This window comes from Pseudomonas allokribbensis (genome assembly GCF_014863605.1).
Classification (GTDB): domain Bacteria; phylum Pseudomonadota; class Gammaproteobacteria; order Pseudomonadales; family Pseudomonadaceae; genus Aquipseudomonas; species Aquipseudomonas allokribbensis.
Window position 1 is genome coordinate 2,097,563 of record NZ_CP062252.1, and the last position, 20,448, is coordinate 2,118,010.

The window sequence follows — 20,448 nt, forward strand, 5'->3', positions numbered from 1 at the left end:
GCTCAGCAGCCCGTTGACCCTCAACGGCGGCATTTACGGTGGCGAATTCAGCCTCGGCTGGACCTTCAGTGAGCGCATGTTCGAGCGCGGTACCGTTCAAGCCCTGGCCGACGATTACGCGCAGGAACTGGCGGCACTGATCGAACATTGCTGCCGCGACGGCGTGCACGGTGTGACACCGTCGGACTTCCCGCTGGCACCGCTGAGCCAGACACAACTCGATGGGTTGCCGCTGCCGGCGTCGTTGATCGAAGACATCTACCCGCTGTCGCCGATGCAGCAAGGCATGCTGTTCCACACGCTGTACGAGGAAGAGGCGGGCGATTACATCAATCAGACCCGCGCCGATGTGCAGGGCCTGGATGTCGAGCGCTTCCGTGCCGCCTGGCAGGCAGCGTTGCAGGCGCATGACGTGCTGCGCAGCGGTTTCCTGTGGCAGGGCGAACGCCCGGTGCAGGTGGTGCACAAACAGGTCGAACTGCCGTTCAGCGTGCAGGACTGGCGTGGTCGCCGTGACTATCAGGCCGACCTCGACGCACTGGCTGCGCAGGAGCGCAAACAGGGCTTCGAGCTGACCGCCGCGCCGTTGCTGCGCCTGTGTCTGGTGCGCATCGACGATGACACCTATCACCTGATCTACACCAACCATCACATTCTGATGGATGGCTGGGGCAACTCGCAGTTGATGGGCGAAGTGCTGCACCGCTACAGCGGTCAGCCGCTGGCGCAATCGGTGGGGCGTTATCGCGACTACATCGCCTGGCTGCAACGTCAGGACGGCGGCGTCAGCGAGTCCTTCTGGAAAACCCAGTTGGCCGACCTGCAAGAGCCGACCCGCCTGACCCAGGCCATCGCCCGTCGTGATGACCTGATGGCCGTCGTGGGGTATGCCGATCATCAGCGCGTCATGAATGCCGCTGCGACCCGGCAACTGGCCGAGTTCGCCCGCGAGCAGAAAGTCACCCTCAACACCCTGGTGCAAGCGGCGTGGCTGCTGTTGCTGCAACGCTACAGCGGTCAGGACACGGTCGCGTTCGGTGCGACGGTGGCCGGGCGTCCGGCGGATCTCAAAGGCATCGAGCAGCAGATCGGGCTGTTCATCAACACCCTGCCGGTGATCGGCACCCCGCGCGCCGAGCAGAGTGTCGGCCAGTGGCTGCACACCGTGCAGACGCAAAACCTGAGCCTGCGCGAGCACGAACACACGCCGCTGTTCGAGATCCAGCGCTGGGCCGGCAAGGGCGGCGATGCCCTGTTCGACAGCATTTTGGTGTTCGAGAACTACCCGGTGTCCGAGGCCATGCAACAAGGTGCGCCGGCCGGATTGCGCTTCACCGACGTCACCAACCACGAGCAGACCAACTACCCGTTGACCCTCGCCGTGAGCATGGGCGACACCCTGTCGCTGCACTTCAGCTACGGCCGTGCGCATTTTGCCGAAGTCGACATTGCGCGACTGGGCGAACACTTGCACAACCTGCTGACGCAGATGATGCAGGGCGGCGCTCTGGCGTTGGGCCAACTGGAATTGCTCTCCAGCGAGGAGCAACAGCAGCAGGTCGAACAATGGAACGCGACGGCCACCGAGTACCCGCTGTCGCGCAGTGTGCATTCGCTGATTGAGGAACAGGTGCGCGCCACCCCGGACGCCTTGGCGCTGGTGTTTGGTGAACAACGTCTGACTTACGCCCAGCTCAACGCTCGCGCCAATCAGCTGGCAGCGGTGTTGATCGAACACGGTGTCGGCCCGGAAGTGCTGGTCGGTATTTCGGTTGAGCGTTCTCTGGAAATGGTTGTCGGGCTGCTGGCGATTCTCAAGGCCGGCGGTGCGTATCTGCCGCTGGATCCTGAGTACCCGCAGGATCGTCTGGCCTACATGTTCGAGGACAGCGGCATTGCCTTGCTGCTGACGCAAAGTCATCTGCTGGCGCAACTGCCGGTTCCGGCGGGGCTGCGCAGTCTGGTGCTGGATCAGGAAGGTGACTGGCTGGAAGGTCGCAGCGAGGCCAACCCGGAGCTGAACATCGATCCGGAAAACCTCGCTTACGTGATCTACACCTCCGGCTCGACCGGCAAACCGAAAGGTGCGGGCAACCGCCACTCGGCGCTGGTCAACCGCTTGTGCTGGATGCAGCAGGCGTATCAGCTGACCGCTGAAGACAGCGTGCTGCAAAAGACGCCGTTCAGCTTCGACGTGTCGGTGTGGGAATTCTTCTGGCCGTTGATGACCGGCTCCTCCTTGGTGGTGGCGGCTCCGGGCGTGCACCGTGATCCGGCGCAACTGATTCAGGTCATCACCGAACAGCGCATCACCACGCTGCACTTCGTGCCGTCGATGTTGCAGGCGTTCCTGCAGGATCCGGCAGTGGCCGAGTGCACCAGCCTGACGCGGATCGTGTGCAGCGGCGAAGCCCTGCAGGTTGACGCGCAGCAGCAAGTGTTCGCCAAGTTGCCGAACGCCGGGTTGTTCAACCTCTACGGCCCGACCGAAGCAGCGATCGACGTCACCCACTGGACTTGCCGCGACGAAGGGCGCGACAGCGTGCCGATCGGTCAGCCGATTGCCAACCTCAGCACTTACATCCTCGACAACAGCCTCGCCCCGTTGCCAGTCGGTGTGATCGGCGAGTTGTACCTGGGCGGCGAAGGCCTGGCCCGGGGTTACCACCGCCGTCCGGCGCTGACCGCCGAGCGTTTTGTCACCAGCCCGTTCGGTGACGGCCAGCGCCTGTACCGCACCGGCGACCTGGCACGCTATCGCGCCGACGGCGTGATCGAGTACGCCGGGCGTATGGACCATCAGGTGAAGATCCGTGGCCTGCGCATCGAACTGGGCGAAATCGAAGCGCGTCTGGCCGAACACGATGACGTGCGCGAGACCGTGGTCATCGCTCAGGACGGCTCGTTGCTGGTGGGTTATGTGGTGCCAAACGACGCCCGTCTGGTGGAAGCCGACGAGGCCAGCCGCAGCGAACTGTTCCAGCGCCTTAAAGAACACCTCGCCCGGAACGTTCCTGACTATATGGTTCCGCTGCGTTGGGTGCTGCTGGCGAAAATGCCGGTCAGCCCGAACGGCAAACTCGAACGCAAGGCACTGCCCAAGTTCGATGCCAGCCAGGCGCAGCAGGCCTTTGTCGCGCCGTCCACTGAACTGCAACAACAAGTGGCGGCCATCTGGCAGGACGTGCTGCAACTGGAGCGCATCGGCCTCAACGACAACTTCTTCGAACTGGGCGGCCACTCCTTGCTGGCCGTCACCGTGGTTTCGCGCCTGCAACTGGAACTGGGCCTGAAGCTGACACCGCAATTGATTTTCCAGCACCCCGCGCTTGGCGATTTCGTCAGCCAGCTGGACGCCGCCGATGAGCAAGTCGATATGTTGAAACTGAGCAAGCTGGAATCCCTGCTTGATGAAATGGAGGAGGCTTGATGGATAGGAATGTCGCACTGAAGATTGCCAGGCGGTTTATTTGTCTGCCCCTGGAAAAGCGCACGCTCTATCTTGAAAAGATGCTCCAGGAAGGGGTTTCTCCCGCGAACCTGCCGATCCCGCAGACCCGCGAGGAGTTCACCGCGATCCCGTTGTCGTTCGCTCAGGACCGGCAATGGTTTGTCTGGCAGATGGACCCGCACAGTGCGGCCTACAACATCCCGACGGCGCTGCAGTTGCGCGGCGCCCTCGACGTGCCGGCGCTGGAGCGTGCGTTCAACGCCGTGATCGCCCGTCACGACAGCCTGCGCACGACCTTCGGTCAGGACGACGAGGGCGCTGTGCAGGTGATTCACGCGCAGCTGCCGCTGACCATCGCGGTGGATGCGCTGGATAGCGCGGCGGACCCGGCGCAACGCGAGCAGCAGATTCAGGCCTACATCAACGAACAGTTACACCTTCCGTTCGATCTGCAGACCGGCCCGCTGATGCGCGCCAGCCTGCTGCGCCTGGCGGATGACGAGCATGTGCTGGCCGTCACCGTGCACCACATTGCGGCCGATGGCTGGTCGATGCGGGTCATGGTCGAAGAGCTGGTGCAGTTGTATTCCGGTTATGCTCAGGGGCGTGACGTCAGCCTCGCCGAATTGCCGATCCAGTACGCCGACTACGCCATCTGGCAGCGGCACTGGATGGAGGCGGGCGAGCGCGCGCGGCAACTGGCTTACTGGCAGGAACAACTGGGCACCGACCATTCAGTGCTGCAACTGGCGACCGATTTTCCTCGGCCGTCGGTGCAGAGTTTCCGTGGCCAGCGGCTCGACGTAACCCTCGACAATCAATTGGCTGCCGGTCTGAAAACCCTCGCCCAGCGCGAAGGCATGACTGTGTTCATGGTCTTGCTGGCCTCGTTCCAGGCCTTGTTGCACCGCTACAGCGGCCAGAACGAAATCAGCGTCGGCGTGCCCAATGCCAACCGCAACCGGGTCGAGACCGAGCGCCTGATCGGCTTCTTCGTCAACACCCAGGTGCTCAAGGCACGCATTGACCCGCAGGCGAGTTTTCGCAGCCTGTTGCAACAGGTCAAGCAATCGGCGATGGGCGCCCAGGCGCATCAGGAACTGCCGTTCGAACAGTTGGTGGAGGCCCTGCAACCGGAACGCAGCCTGAGCCACAGCCCGCTGTTCCAGGTGATGTTCAACCACCAGAACCTCGCGACCGGCGAGTCCCAGCAAGGCGCGCGTCTGCCGGGTCTGCAAATCGATCCGCTGAGCATGGCCAGCCAGACCGCTCAGTTCGACCTGAGCCTGGACACCTTCGAGACCCCGCAAGGTCTCGGCGCACAGCTGACTTTCGCCACCGACCTGTTCAGCGCCGCGACCATCGAACGGATGGCCGCGCATTGGCAGAACCTGCTGGCGGCGGTCGTGGCCGACGCGAGTTGCTCGCTGGCCGAACTGGTGTTGCTCGACGCCGCAGAACGCGACGTGATTGTCGAAGGCTGGAACGCCACCGCCACGGAATACCCGCTTTCACGCAGCGTGCATTCGTTGATCGAGGATCAGGTACGCACCACCCCGGACGCCTTGGCGCTGGTGTTTGGTGAACAGCGTCTGACTTACGCCCAGCTCAATGCCCGCGCCAATCAGCTGGCAGCGGTGTTGATCGAACACGGTGTCGGCCCGGAAGTATTGGTTGGCATCTCGGTCGAGCGCTCGCTGGAAATGGTCGTCGGCCTGCTGGCGATTCTCAAGGCCGGCGGTGCATACCTACCGCTGGATCCGGAGTACCCGCAGGATCGTCTGGCCTACATGTTCGAGGACAGCGGGATTGCGCTGTTGCTGACGCAAAGTCATCTGCTGGCGCAACTGCCGGTCCCGGCCGGGCTGCGCAGTCTGGTGCTGGATCAGGAAGGTGACTGGCTCGAAGGTCGCAGCGAGGCCAACCCGGAGCTGAATATCGATCCGGAAAACCTCGCCTATGTGATCTACACCTCGGGCTCCACCGGCAAACCGAAAGGCGCGGGCAACCGCCACTCGGCACTGGTCAACCGCTTGTGCTGGATGCAGCAGGCCTATCAGCTGACAGCCGATGACAGTGTGCTGCAAAAGACCCCGTTCAGTTTCGACGTGTCGGTGTGGGAGTTCTTCTGGCCGTTGATGACCGGTTCGTCGTTGGTGGTCGCGGCTCCGGGCGCGCACCGTGATCCGGCGCAACTGATTCAGGTGATCACCGAACAGCGCATCACCACGCTGCACTTCGTGCCGTCGATGTTGCAGGCGTTCCTGCAGGATCCAGCGGTGGCCGAGTGCACCAGCCTGACGCGGATCGTTTGCAGCGGTGAAGCGTTGCAGGTCGATGCGCAACAGCAAGTGTTCGCCAAACTGCCGAACGCCGGGTTGTTCAACCTGTACGGCCCGACCGAGGCGGCCATCGACGTCACTCACTGGACCTGTCGCGACGAAGGCCGCGACAGCGTGCCGATCGGTCAGCCCATCGCGAATCTGAGCACCTACATCCTCGACAACAGCCTGGCGCCGTTGCCGGTCGGTGTGATTGGCGAGTTGTACCTGGGCGGGGAAGGCCTGGCTCGGGGTTACCACCGTCGCCCAGCACTGACCGCCGAGCGTTTCGTCACCAGCCCGTTCGGTGACGGTCAGCGTCTGTACCGCACCGGTGACCTGGCGCGGTATCGCGCCGACGGCGTGATCGAGTACGCCGGGCGCATGGACCATCAGGTGAAGATCCGGGGTCTGCGTATCGAACTGGGCGAAATCGAAGCGCGCCTGGCCGAACACGATGACGTGCGCGAGACCGTGGTCATCGCTCAGGACGGCTCGTTGCTGGTGGCCTACGTGGTGCCCGACGATGAAACGCTGTTGAATGCGGATGACGCCACGCGCAGCGCGAAAAACCTCGAGCTCAAGGCGCATCTGGGGCAGAGTCTGCCGGAGTTCATGGTGCCGCAGCACTGGGTCTGGCTGGAGAAAATGCCGGTCAGCCCCAACGGCAAACTCGAACGCAAGGCGTTGCCGAAGTTTGATGCCAGCACCCTGCAAAACACCTTTGTCGCGCCGCAGACCGACCTGCAAAAACACGTCGCGGCGATCTGGCAGGACGTGCTCAAGCTTGAGCGCGTCGGCCTGACCGACAACTTCTTCGAACTGGGCGGGCATTCGCTGCTGGTGACCCAGGTGGTGTCGCGCATCCGCCGCACGCTGGATATTCAGGTGCCGCTGCGCACGCTGTTCGAACACAGCAGCCTGGAAGCGTTTGTCCGCGTCCTTGATGCCGATCAACAGACCACGCAAACCCCGATTCCACAGGTCGGCCGCGAGCAACCGCTGGCGCTGTCCTACGCACAGGAACGTCAATGGTTCCTGTGGCAGATGGACCCGCAAAGCGCCGCCTACAACATTCCCACCGCGCTGCGCCTGCGCGGTGAACTCGATCGTGCGGCACTGGAGCAAAGTTTCCAGGCGCTGATCCAGCGCCACGAAAGCCTGCGCACGGCGTTTGTCGATACAGACGGGCGCGTGCAGCAAGTGATCCGGCCGAGCGGGCAGGTGGCGTTGCACGAGCAGACGCTGGCCAACGCCACGGAAGAGCAGATCAAAACCTTCGTCGAACAACAGACCCAGCAGGCGTTCGATCTGTTGGCAGGCGAGTTGCTGCGGGTGGCCTTGCTGCGCATCAGCGACACCGACCATGTGTTGGTCCTGACCCTGCACCACATCGTCTCTGATGGCTGGTCGATGCAGGTGATGATCGAAGACCTGATCGCCTGCTACGCGGCGTTCAGTCAGGGCCGCGCGGCCGAGTTGCCGGCGCTGGCGGTGCAGTACGCCGATTACGCGGTGTGGCAGCGCGAGTGGATGGACAACGGCGAGCGCGAACGCCAACTGACGTACTGGAAGACCCAGTTGGGCAGCGAACAACCGCTGCTGGAAATGCCGGCCGACCATCCGCGTCCTGTCGTGCAGAGCTTTCGCGGTGCACGCCTGAACGTGACCCTCGAACCGGCGCTGGGTGACGCACTCAAGGCGCTGGCGCGGCGTGAAGGCGTGACCGTGTTCATGTTGCTGCTGGCCTCGTTCCAGACCCTGTTGCACCGTTACAGCGGTCAGTCGGATATCCGCGTCGGGGTGCCGATTGCCAACCGCAATCGTCTGGAAATCGAGCGACTGATCGGCTTCTTCGTCAACACCCAGGTGCTGCGGGCCGAGTTCGATCCGGCACTGGATTTTGCCCGGTTGCTGCAGCAGGTGAAGCACACCGCGATTGCCGCGCAAATGCATCAGGACCTGCCGTTCGAGCAACTGGTCGATGCCTTGCAGCCTGAACGCAATCTGAGCCACAGCCCGTTGTTCCAGGCGATGTTCAACCACCGCACAGAAGCCGAGTCCGATCTCGTCGCGCAATTGCCGGGGCTGAACCTGCAAAGCCTGAGCTGGGAACACCGGACCGCGCAGTTCGATCTGGCGCTGGACACCGGCGACAGCCCGGAAGGCCTGGATGCGTCCTTTACCTATGCCACCGATCTGTTCGAAGCGAGCAGCATCCAGCGCCTCGCCGGACATTGGCTGAACCTGCTCAAAGCCGTCGTGGCCGACCCGGCACGCCCGCTGGCCGAACTGGTGCTGCTCGACGGCGCAGAACGCGACGTGATTGTCGAAGGCTGGAACGCCACCGCCACGGAATACCCGCTGTCGCGCAGCGTGCATTCGCTGATCGAAGATCAGGTGCGCGCCACGCCAGACGCTTTGGCGCTGGTGTTCGGCGAGCAACGCCTGAGCTATGCCCAACTCAACGTCCGCGCTAATCAGCTGGCGGCGGTGTTGATCGAACACGGTGTCGGCCCGGAAGTGCTGGTTGGGATTTCGGTCGAGCGTTCGCTGGAAATGATCGTCGGCCTGTTGGCGATTCTCAAGGCGGGCGGTGCGTATCTGCCGCTGGACCCTGAATATCCGCAGGATCGTCTGGCCTACATGTTCGAGGACAGCGGCATTGCCTTGCTGCTGACCCAAAGCCATCTGCTGGCGCAACTGCCGGTTCCGGCCGGGCTGCGCAGTCTGGTGCTGGATCAGGAAGGTGATTGGCTGGAAGGTCGCAGCGAAGCCAACCCGGAGCTGAACATCGATCCGGAAAACCTCGCTTACGTGATCTACACCTCCGGCTCGACCGGCAAACCGAAAGGCGCGGGCAACCGCCATTCGGCACTGGTCAACCGCTTGTGCTGGATGCAGCAGGCCTATCAGTTGACCGCTGACGACAGCGTGCTGCAAAAGACCCCGTTCAGCTTCGACGTGTCGGTATGGGAGTTCTTCTGGCCGTTGATGACCGGTTCCTCCTTGGTGGTGGCGGCTCCGGGCGCGCACCGTGATCCGGCGCAACTGATTCAGGTCATCACCGAACAGCGCATCACCACGCTGCACTTCGTACCGTCGATGTTGCAGGCGTTCCTGCAAGACCCAGCGATGGTCGAATGCACCAGCCTGACGCGGATCGTGTGCAGCGGCGAAGCGTTGCAGGTCGATGCGCAACAGCAAGTGTTCGCCAAACTGCCGAACGCCGGGTTGTTCAACCTCTACGGCCCGACCGAAGCGGCCATCGACGTGACCCACTGGACGTGCCGCGACGAAGGTCGCGACAGCGTGCCGATCGGTCAGCCGATTGCCAACCTCAGCACCTACATCCTCGACAACAGCCTGGCACCGTTGCCTGTCGGTGTGATCGGCGAACTGTACCTGGGCGGTGAAGGCCTGGCCCGTGGATACCATCGTCGTCCGGCGTTGACCGCTGAGCGTTTCGTCACCAGTCCGTTCGGTGACGGCCAGCGCCTGTACCGCACCGGTGACCTGGCGCGCTATCGCGCCGACGGTGTGATCGAGTACGCCGGGCGCATGGACCATCAGGTGAAGATCCGTGGCCTACGCATCGAACTGGGCGAAATCGAAGCGCGTCTGGCCGAGCACGAAGATGTGCGCGAAACCGTGGTCATCGCTCAGGACGGTTCGTTGCTGGTGGGTTATGTGGTGCCGAACGATGAATCGCTGCTTGAGGCGGACGATGATCGTCGCCAGGCCTTCCAGCGCCGTCTCAAGGAGCACCTGAGCCAGAACCTGCCGGAGTACATGATCCCGCAACACTGGCTGTTGCTGGCGAAGATGCCGGTCAGCCCCAACGGCAAACTCGAACGCAAAGCCCTGCCGAAGGCCGATCTGAGCGTCAGCCAGAAAGCCTACAGCGCGCCGACCAGCGAGATCGAGCAAGCGCTGGTGGCGATCTGGCAGAATGTGCTGGGCCTGGAGCAGGTGGGCATTCACGACAACTTCTTCGAGCTGGGCGGGGATTCGATCATCTCGATTCAGGTGGTCAGCCGCGCGCGTCAGGCCGGGATTCATTTCAGTCCCAAGGATCTGTTTCTGCACCAGAACGTGCAGAGTCTGGCGGCCGTGGCCAAGGTCGGTGTGGCCGGCCCGAGCATTGATCAGGGCCCGGTGACGGGCGACAGTCCGTTGCTGCCGTTCCAGCAATTGTTCTTCGACAGCGCCATGGCCGAGCCACATCACTGGAACCAGTCGGTGTTGCTTAAACCGCGCGAAACGCTGGAGGCCGCCCACGTCGAACAAGCGTTGCAGGCGCTGCTGGTGCAGCACGATGCCTTGCGACTGGCGTTCAGCCAGAGTGACGGCCAGTGGTCTGCAACTCACCGTGCCCCGGGCGTCGAACCGCTGCTCTGGCAACACGCGGTGGCGGATGATGCCGCGCTGGAACAACTGGGCGAACAGGCGCAACGCAGCCTCGACCTGGCAAACGGCCCGTTGCTGCGGGCACTGTTGGCGACCCTGGCCGATGGCAGCCAGCGCTTGTTGTTGGTGATCCATCACCTGGCGGTCGACGGGGTGTCGTGGCGGATTCTGCTGGAAGACCTGCAACAGGCGTATCAGCAGTTGCAGGCCGGTCAGACACTCAAACTGCCGGCCAAGACCAGCGCTGCGAAAACCTGGGCGCAACGTCTGCAAACCTACGCCGCCAGCCCGGCACTGCAAACGGAATTGGGTTTCTGGCAGGCGCAGTTGCAAGGCGCGAAGGTTGAACTGCCGCTGGATCACGCGGATGGCGCGCTGCAAAACCGCTACGCCGCGAGCGTCGAAACCCGCCTCGACAAAGAGCAGACCCGCCAACTGCTGCAACAGGCACCGGCGGCGTATCGCACGCAGGTCAACGACCTGTTGCTGACCGCGCTGGCGCGGGTCATTTCCCGCTGGACCGCCAGCGAATCGACCCTGATTCAGCTCGAAGGCCACGGCCGTGAAGACCTGTTCGATGAACTGGATCTGAGCCGCACCGTGGGCTGGTTCACCAGCCTGTTCCCGGTCCGGTTGACCCCGACTGCCGACCTTGCCGGGTCGATCAAGGCAGTCAAGGAGCAACTGCGCGCGATTCCGGCCAAAGGCATCGGTTTCGGTGCGCTGCGTTATCTGGGCGACGACGCGGCGCGTCAGACCCTGCAAGCGTTGCCGATGCCGCGCATCACCTTCAACTACCTGGGTCAGTTCGATGCCGGTTTCACTGACGATGGCGGCGCGCTGTTCAGCCCGGCCAAGGAACCGGCCGGCGCCGAACAGAGCCCGTTGGCGGCGCTGGGTAACTGGCTGACGCTCAACGGTCAGGTGTATGGCGGTGAGTTGAGTGTCGGCTGGACGTTCAGTTCGCAGATGTTCGACACCGCGACCATTCAGGCGCTGGCCGATGCCTATGCGCAGGAACTGAAGGCGTTGCTGGAGCATTGCTGCCAGACCGACAGCCACGGCGTGACGCCATCGGACTTCCCGCTGGCGCACCTGACTCAGGTGCAGCTCGATTCGCTGGCACTGGCACCGCAACAGATCGAAGACATCTATCCACTGTCGCCGATGCAGCAGGGCATGTTGTTCCACACCCTGTACGAGCAACAGGCCGGCGATTACATCAATCAGATGTGCGTCGACGTTCAAGGCCTGGACATCGAACGCTTCCGTGCGGCGTGGCAAGACGCGCTGGATGCCCACGATGTGCTGCGCAGCAGCTTTGTCTGGGACGGTGAATTCCAGCGTCCGGTGCAAGTCATCCACAAGCACCTGACCGTGCCGTTCAGCGTGCTCGACTGGCGTGACCACGCGGACCTGCCGCAAGCCATCGACGCCCTGGCGCTGGCCGAACAGCAGCAAGGTTTCGAGCTGGGCGCCGCGCCATTGTTGCGTCTGGTGGTGGTGCGTACCGCTGCCGATGCCTGCCGCCTGATCTACACCAGCCATCACATCCTGATGGATGGCTGGAGCAATTCGCAGTTGCTCGGCGAAGTGCTGCAACGCTACAGCGGTCAGCCACCGGCAGGCGGCGCGGGTCGTTATCGCGATTACATTCAGTGGCTGTCGCGACAGGACGCGCACGTCAGCGAAGCGTTCTGGAACGCGCAACTGGCCGACCTGCAAGAGCCGACCCGACTGGCGCGCGCGTTTGCCGCAGTGCAACCGGTCAAGGGCCATGGCGAGCGTTTCCATGTGCTGGACGAGGTGCGCACGCGCCAGCTCAACGAGTTTGCCCGTGGCCACAAAGTCACCCTCAACACGCTGGTGCAAAGTGCCTGGCTGCTGCTGTTGCAACGCTTCACCGGGCTCGACACCGTCAGCTTCGGTGCGACGGTGTCCGGGCGTCCGGCGCAACTGGCCGGCGTCGAGCAGCAGATCGGCCTGTTCATCAACACCTTGCCGGTAATCGCCAGTCCGCGCGCCGAACAAACGCTGAGTGCCTGGTTGCAACAGGTACAGGCGCAGAACCTCGCACTGCGCGAGCAGGAACACACGCCGCTGTTCGAGATTCAGCGCTGGGCCGGGCAGGGCGGTGAAGCGCTGTTCGACAACATTCTGGTGTTCGAAAACTACCCGGTGTCCGAAGCGCTGCAACAAGGTGCGCCGCAGGATCTGCGCTTTGGCGAAGTAGCCAATCACGAACAGACCAACTACCCGCTGACCCTGGCGGTCAGCCTCGACGCACAGCTGTCGCTGCACCTGAGTTTCGACCGCGAGCAGTTCGACGGACGTTCGGTCGAGCAACTAGCGAGCCAGCTCGATCACCTGTTGCGGCAGATGGTGCAGGCACCGGCGTCGACCCGTCTCGGCGAACTGGCACTGGCGGTCGGGCCGATGCTTTCTGCCGTCGACGCGCCTGCCAGCGAGCATTGCGTGCATCAGTGGTTTGAACAGCAAGTGGCGCAAACCCCGGACGCCATTGCCCTGATATTCGAAGACCGGCAACTGACTTACGCCGAGCTCAATGCGGCTGCCAACCGCGTGGCCCACGGCTTGTTGCAACACAACGTCGGCAGCGATGTGCTGGTGGGGATTGCGGTTGATCGTTCGATGGACATGATCATCAGCCTGTTGGCCGTGCTCAAGGCGGGCGGCGCCTATGTGCCGCTGGACCCTGGCTACCCGGCCGACCGACTGCTGGCGATGATCGAAGACAGCGGTCTGCGCCTGATGCTCAGCCAGCAACACCTGCTGCAGCGGCTGCCTGCCGTGGCCGGTGTGCGCACGCTGACAGTGGACGGCGATGCATGGCCGTTGCTCGACAGCAACCCGTCACCCGTCGTGCACGGGCAGAGCTTGGCGTATGTGATGTTCACCTCCGGTTCGACCGGGCGCCCGAAAGGCGTGGGTATCAGTCACGAGACGCTGGCGCGACACACCCGTGTCTCCGAAGCCTACAAAGGCCTGTCGGCCAGTGATCGGGTGCTGCAATTTGCAACGTTCAACTTCGACAGTTTTGTGGAGCAGGTCTACCCGGCGCTGGTCTGCGGCGCGGCGGTGGTGTTGCGCGGCAACGAGGTGTGGGACAGCGAAACCCTGTATCAGCAAATTATCGACCGGGACATCAGCATCGCCGACCTGACCACGGCCTACTGGAACGTGGTGGTGCAGGACTTCGCCGACCACGGCCCGCGCGACTACGGTCGTCTGCGCCAGATGGTGGTGGGCGGTGAAGCCATGCCGCCGCAAGGCATCGCGGCGTATCAGCGAGCAGGGCTTGAGCAGGTGCAACTGATCAACGCCTATGGTCCGACCGAAGCGACGGTCACCAGCACCGTGCTCGACTGCGTCGACTACGTGCAGGGCGGCCAGCCGCTGCCGGCGGCATTGCCGATCGGTCACGGTCTGGCAGGGCGCACGATTCATATCCTCGACAGCGCCGGGCAGCCGGTGCCGCAAGGTGTGGTGGGCGAATTGCTGATCGGTGGCGAGCTGTTGGCGCGGGGTTATTTCCAGCGTCCTGACCTGACGGCCGATCGCTTCCTGCCTGACCCGTTCAGCACGGTGGGCGGGCGGCTGTATCGCACCGGCGATCTGGCGCGGGTCAATGCTGACGGTTTGATCGAATACGTCGGGCGTCTCGATCATCAGGTTAAGGTGCGTGGTTTCCGCATTGAACTGGGCGAGATCGAGACTTGCCTGCTGCGTCTGGACGGTGTGCGTCAGGCGCTGGTACTGGCGCAGCCGGGGGCAGGAGGTCAGCAACTGGTGGCTTACGTCGTGCCACACGACGAATCACTGGCCAGCAACGCTGATGCAGCGTTGCTTCAAACACTGCGCGACGGGCTGAGAAACAGCCTGCCGGACTACATGCAGCCAAGCCATGTCCTGCTGCTGGCGCAATTACCGATCGGTCCGAGCGGCAAGCTGGATCGCAAGGCCTTGCCACTGCCGGACAGTCAGGTATCGAGCGAAGATTTCGTCGCGCCACAGGGCCAACTGGAGCAACAGATCGCCCAGGTCTGGCAGGACGTGCTGGAGCGCGAGCAGATCGGGCGCAACGCGCATTTCTTCGAGGCCGGCGGTCATTCGTTGCTGGCGACCCAGGCCGTCTCGCGCTTGCGCAAGGTCACCGGTCTGACGCTGAGCCTGCGCGATCTGTTCGGTGCGCCGGTGCTCAAGGATCTGGCAGCGGTCATGCAGGCCAACGTCGGGGCCGAGCTGGGGGCGTTCGATTCACGTCAGGTCGAGCTCAAGGCGCACGGCGCCAAGAGCAGCGCGCCGTTGTCGCTGGTGCAGCGCCGCTTGTGGATCGCCGAGCAATTGTCCGGTGGCACGTCCGCCTATGGCATGCCGATGGCGTTGCGTTTGCGCGGTGACTTGTCGGTGCAGCGCCTGCTGGCGAGTTTTGCCGAGGTGGTGCGTCGCCATGAGGTGTTGCGCACGGCCTATGTGCAGGACGACGAAGGCGATCCGATTGCCGTGATCGTCGATGAGGTCGAGCTGGATTTCCCGCTGATCGATCTGTCCGCCTTGTCGCGCAGCGATCAGGAAGAACAGGTGGCGCAAGCCGTCCTCGACAACGCCAACACGCCGATCGACATGGAGCAGGCGCCGCTGTTGCGCGGCCGCATCCTGCACCTGAGCCCGGGCGAACATGTGTTGCTGTATTCGATGCACCACATCATTTCCGATGGTTGGTCGATGGGTGTTTTGATCAACGAACTGGTGGAAATCTACGACCGCGCCAGCATCGGCGAACCGCATACCTTGCCGGCACTCGCCGTGCAGTATTCGGACTTTGCCCTGTGGCAACAGGCGCTGGAACAGCAAGGCGTGCTCGGGCAGCAGGCGACGTTCTGGAAAGAGCAACTGGCCGGCTACAACGGCCAGCTCAGCCTGCCGCTGGACAACCCGCGCGGCTTGACGCCGTCCTACGCTGGCGACGCGGTGCAGTTTGCCCTCGGCGCTCAGTTGAGCCGCGACGTCCGGGCGCTGGCTTCACGGGCCGGTGTCACGCTGTACAGCACGTTGCTGGCGTCGTTCCAGGTATTGCTGCACCGGGTCAGTGAAGGCGCCGACGTGTTGGTCGGTGCCGACGTGGCCGGGCGTGAGCGGGCGGAGCTGGAGCGTCTGATCGGCTTCTTCGTCAACGTGTTGCCGCTGCGTTCGCGGTTTGCTGGCGAGGCCTCGTTCAGCGGCTTCCTGACGCAGACCCAGGACACGCTGCTGCAAGCGCTGGAGCACCAGGACCTGCCGTTCGACATGATCGTCGATGCGTCGGGCGTGCCGCGTCACAAGGGTATGAACCCGCTGGTACAGGTGCTGTTCGTGATGAACAACCTGCCGGGCCGCACCCAGGCCATGGGCGGTTTGAACGTCGAAGCGCTGCCGTCGCTGGAGACCCATTCTAAATTCGACATGGCATTGTTCGTTGACGAAGAAGAAGGGCAATTGCTGGGTAATTGGCAATTCGCCACAAGCTTGTTCGGACATGAGCGCATTCAGTACCTGGTCAAGGCCTGGATAGCCCTGTTGGAACAGATCGTCGCTGATCAGGACATTCAATTGGGAGCTATCAGCATGCCAGTCGACAATTTAGCAGCGGCCACCCGGCCGTCTGCCCCCGGACCCAAGGCCGACAAACTGGGCAAATTCCTCAAGCGCGGCAACGCCCCGGTAGCCAAGGCACGCCCGGCTCCGGTGCGTGAATCGTTGATGGCGGCGCCACAACCGTTCCCGCTGCTGGTGGAGCCGAACGAGCCGCAACTGGACCTGATCGAGTGGATCAAGAACAACCGGCCGCTGATCGAGGCGAAGCTCGCCACCCACGCCGGCATCCTGTTCCGCGGTTTTGAGCTCGATGGCATTCAGGGCTTTGAAGCCTTCGCCGAAGCGATCCAGCCCGGCTTGTACGGCCAGTACGGCGATCTGCCGAAGAAAGAGGGCGGCAAGAACACCTACCGCTCCACGCCGTACCCGGAACGCAAGATGATTCTGTTCCACAACGAGAGCTCCCATCAGGACCGCTGGCCGCGCAAGCAGATGTTCTATTGCGAAGTGGCGGCACCGATTGGCGGCGCGACGCCGGTGGTGGATTGCCGCTTGATGTACGAAAAACTGCCGGCGGATCTGCGCGACAAGTTCGAGGAAAAGGGTCTGCTGTATGTGCGCACCTTCACCGACAAACTGGACGTGTCGTGGCAGCACTTCTTCAAGACCGAAGACCGCGCCGAAGTCGAGGCCCGTTGCCGGGCCGGCGGTATCGAATGGCGCTGGCTGGACAACGACGAACTGCAAACCCGGACTCCGGGTCCGGCGATCATTCGCCACCCGGTGACCGGTGCGAAATCGTTCTTCAACCAGGTGCAACTGCACCACATCTACTGGCTGGAGCCGGATGTGCGTGAAGACCTGTTGTCGATGTTCGGTCTGGAGCGCATGCCGCGCCACGTTTACTACGGGGACGGCACGCCGATCGAAGACGAGGTGATGCAGCGCATCGGCGAACTCTACGAAGCGTGCGCCGTACGGTTCGACTGGCAGAAGGGCGACGCCATTCTGCTCGACAACATGCTGGTGGCGCATGCCCGCGATCCGTTCGAAGGCCCGCGCAAGATTGTCGTGGCCATGGGTGACATGTTCGACCACAGCGACCTGCAAGGCGCCCGTGGCGAGCCGGCCCGCGCAACCGAAGGAACAGAGGCATGAACGAGGTGGTGATGGAACAACAGGACGTGGGGCAAGCGTTGACCCCCGAGCAGCAGATGCTCTGCGATCAACTGCCGGGCGCTGCGTGCTGGGCTGACGCCGCACGTTTCTTGCGCATCGATATTGCCGGCGAGCTCGACGTGGCGCGCCTGCAAGCGGCCTTCGACCAGGTGCTGGCGCAGCAACCGATGTTGCTGGCCCGGTTGGCCAAGGCCCCGGGTTTTCATGGCCTGCGCCAGTTCACCGACATTGCCGGCGAGCGTTTCCCGCTGACCGTGCAAAGTGCTCCCGCCAGCGAAGCCGAGATTCAGGCGCAATTGACCGAATGGGCGCAGCGCGCCTTTGTGCCCGGCGAGTCGGCCGGCGTGCACGCGGTGTTGTACGCGCTGCCCGAACAGCGTTGGGCGCTGGTGCTGGGCGCGGCCCGTCACAGTCTGGATGACAACGCGCTGACGCTGGTCTATCAGCAGTTGCTGAGCGCGTATGAACAGCGTGAATGGCCTGAGGACGAAGAGGCGGGGGAGTTCGGTCAATACCTGGAATGGCGCAGCGAAGTGATCCTCGACGAGGATGCCGCGACCGCCCGTGCTTATTGGCAGGCACAACTCAATGGCATCGATGCGAGCCTGTCGACGCCTTGGCTGGCGGCGCGCGAATCCACGGTGTCGGGTACTGATTCGGCGACCCTCGACAAGCCACTGGACGCGGCATTGATCGCCGGGCTTGAACGTCTGGCGCAGACAGTTGCACAACCGGTGACGGTGCTGATGCAAAGCGCCTGGTGGCTGTTGCTGGCGCGTTTGAGCGGTCGCGACGAAGTGCTGATGGGTTGGCGCCACGATGGTCGTGAAGACTATGAGTATTTCTCTGGCGCAATCGGCGTGTTCGAGAAAACCCTGCCGCTGAATCTGCCCGTCGATACCGAACAGTCGTTCACGCAATGGCTGCCGACAGTCGCCGCGCGCCTGGAAGAACATCGTCTCTGGCAGGAATACTGGGCCCCTGAACTGCAACCGGCGGCTGCGCGCCCGGCCTATGGTTTTGCGTTGCATCGTCAGGCACAGCCGGTGGCGATCGGCGCGACCCGCTGCACAGCGCAACGGGTGGAAACCGGGCGTGGTGGCGTATTCGAGTTGCTGTTGCAAGTGCAGTTGAACGCGGAAAACGTGGCCAGCGCGGTGGCGCTGGAATATGCCGCGCAGCGCTACAGTGCGGCGTCGATGCAAGTGCTGCTGGATCAATACGTCACGCTGCTGGGCCAACTCGTGGCCGACGCACACGCGCCGCTGAATGCGATCAGCCTGCTGACCGAGGCCGAGCGTCAGCGCTTGCTGTCGATCAATCCGTCGGCGCATTCCTGGGCCGATACCCCGTTGCTGCCGCAACGCATCGCCGAATGGGCGCAGTCCACGCCAGAAGCGCTGGCACTGACCGATGAGACCGGCCGCCTGAATTACGCGCAGTTGCAGGCGCAGGTTGAACGGCTGGCGGCGGGCTTGCATGCCGAGGGCGTGGGCCGTGATTCGATCGTCGCGCTGGCCTTGCCGCGTTCGGTGGCGCTGGTGGTGGCGATGCTCGCGATCTGGCGAGTCGGCGCGGCGTATCTGCCGCTGGATCGCCAATGGCCGCTGGCACGTCAGCAATTGATGCTTGAACAAGCGCGTGCCGGCCTGTTGCTGACCGACGCCACGCAGATCGCTGAATGGCACGGCAGCGCGCTGCCGGTGCGTTCAATCGATCAATTGCTGGAAGCGGGTTCTGCAACGGCTCTGGCTCATGAAACCCAGGGCAGCGATCTCGCCTACGTGCTGTTCACTTCGGGTTCTACCGGCATGCCGAAAGGCGTGTTGATCGAACACCGTCATCTGCTCAACTACACCGCCAGTGTCAGCACGGCACTGGGGCTGGACGGTCACCGGCACTTCGGTCTGACCTCCACGGTGGCGGCGGATCTGGGCAACACCACGTTGTTCGGCGCGCTGTTCAACGGGGCGGCGTTGCACGTGGCCAGCGATGAACAGATGCAAGACGCACAGGCATTCGCCGGCTACCTGCAAGAGCATGCCGTCGATTGCCTGAAAATCGTTCCGTCGCATCTGGCTGCGCTGCTCGACAGCGACACGCCGCGTTTGCCGCGAACTCTGGTGCTGGGCGGAGAGGCGATTGCCGCACCGCTGATCCAGCGCATCGCGCAGGTGCGTGGCGATTGCCGGGTGTTCAACCACTACGGCCCGACCGAAACCACGGTCGGCGTGATGGTGCACAAGGTTGCGCCGGGGCAGGGCGCCGGTCTGCTGAGCCAGGTGCTCGACAACAATCAGGTGTATGTGCTCGACGCGCAGCTGCGATTGGCGCCGGTCGGTGTCGTCGGCGAGTTGTATGTCGGCGGTGCGCAACTGTTTCGCGGCTACGTCAATGTCGACGCCGAGGCGGGACTGTTGATCGACAACCCGTTCATCAACGGCGAACGCCTGTATCGCACCGGCGATCTTGCGCGCTACTCGCCTGAAGGCGCGATTGTCCTGCACGGGCGGCGCGATCATCAGATCAAGGTGCGCGGTTTCCGCATCGAGCTGACGGAAGTCGAGGCGCAATTGCTGCGCCTGCCATCCGTGCAGGAAGCGGTGGTGATTGCCGGGGACAGCCCTGAGCAAGGCTTGCAGGCGTTTGTCGTGGCGCGTGAATCGCTGGCGGCGGACAGCCTGCGTGAGCAACTGGCGCAGCAACTACCGGCGGTGATGGTGCCGCAGCAGATTCGCTTCATCGAGCGCTTGCCACGGCTGGCCAACGGCAAGATCGATCGCAAGGCCTTGCAGCAACTGGTCGATCAAGGTGTCGACGACGATTACGTCGCGCCGCGAGACGCCCTCGAAACCTTGCTGGCCGGGCGCATGGCGCAGTTGCTCGGGCAGGATCGCCTGAGCATCGAACGCGATTTTTTTGCCGCCGGTGGTCATTCGTTGCTGGTGATCAAACTGGTCGCGGGTATTCGCAAGCTGTTGCAGTGCGAAATCCACCCGGGCGTGGTCTTCGACCATCCGACCGTGGCCGGGCTTGCGCAAGCGTTGCGTGGCCAGGAAGCGAGTCCCGGGCAACTGGACAAACTGGCTCAGGCGCGGGTGCGTCTTGAGTCCATGAGCCCCGAGGAAAAAGCCCTGCTGACCGAAAAGGCCCGGCAGTTGCAAGCCGCCAAGGTGGCCCAGGACGTTTAACTGTCCGCCCAGGAAAAACCGTCGCCTCAGTGCGACGGTTTTTTTTAATTTATTTCACAAATGATAAACAAACGCATTCCGGTTTTTCCGGTCTGCTCCGTCTTACTAACGTAAGCGCGTGAAATGACTCGAAAAAGGGCCTTTTCAGTCAGGTTTTCACGCGGCAACAAACGGATTTCTTACGCAACCCATGACCGGCTCGCGCCACTGCGCGGGCGACTGCTGCCCGGGGAGGGGCCAGTCGATCGATTCACATGATTGAACGATCCCGGCACGCGGGTGTGCATTTCGAGGGGCGCTC

3 protein-coding genes (1 of these 3 running past the window's edge) are annotated in these 20,448 nt (G+C 63.2%); all 3 read left to right on the forward strand.

Annotated features, from left to right (window positions below; translation table 11 throughout):
• Tightly spaced (each overlapping or abutting the next), the 3 genes in view from IF199_RS09575 to IF199_RS09585 form a layout consistent with a single transcriptional unit that may run on beyond the window.
• Positions 1-3,430 carry the 3' end of a non-ribosomal peptide synthase/polyketide synthase gene (locus tag IF199_RS09575; RefSeq protein WP_192560200.1) on the forward strand. The gene continues 13,535 nt to the left of window position 1, outside the view, so 3,430 of the gene's 16,965 nt are visible here — the last part of the coding sequence; its start codon lies off the left edge, out of view; the stop codon is at positions 3,428-3,430.
• A complete protein-coding gene (locus IF199_RS09580) occupies positions 3,430-16,935 on the forward strand; it encodes a non-ribosomal peptide synthase/polyketide synthase (RefSeq protein WP_192560201.1) in 13,506 nt (4,501 codons plus the stop codon). Before IF199_RS09575 ends, IF199_RS09580 begins: the two co-directional genes overlap by 1 nt.
• Positions 16,932-20,147 carry a non-ribosomal peptide synthetase gene (locus tag IF199_RS09585; protein ID WP_192560202.1) on the forward strand — a complete coding sequence of 1,072 codons (3,216 nt, stop codon included), beginning with the start codon at positions 16,932-16,934 and terminating at the stop codon, positions 20,145-20,147. The genes IF199_RS09580 and IF199_RS09585 overlap by 4 nt, the downstream gene beginning before the upstream one ends.
• The last annotated feature ends 301 nt before the right edge of the window (positions 20,148-20,448 follow it).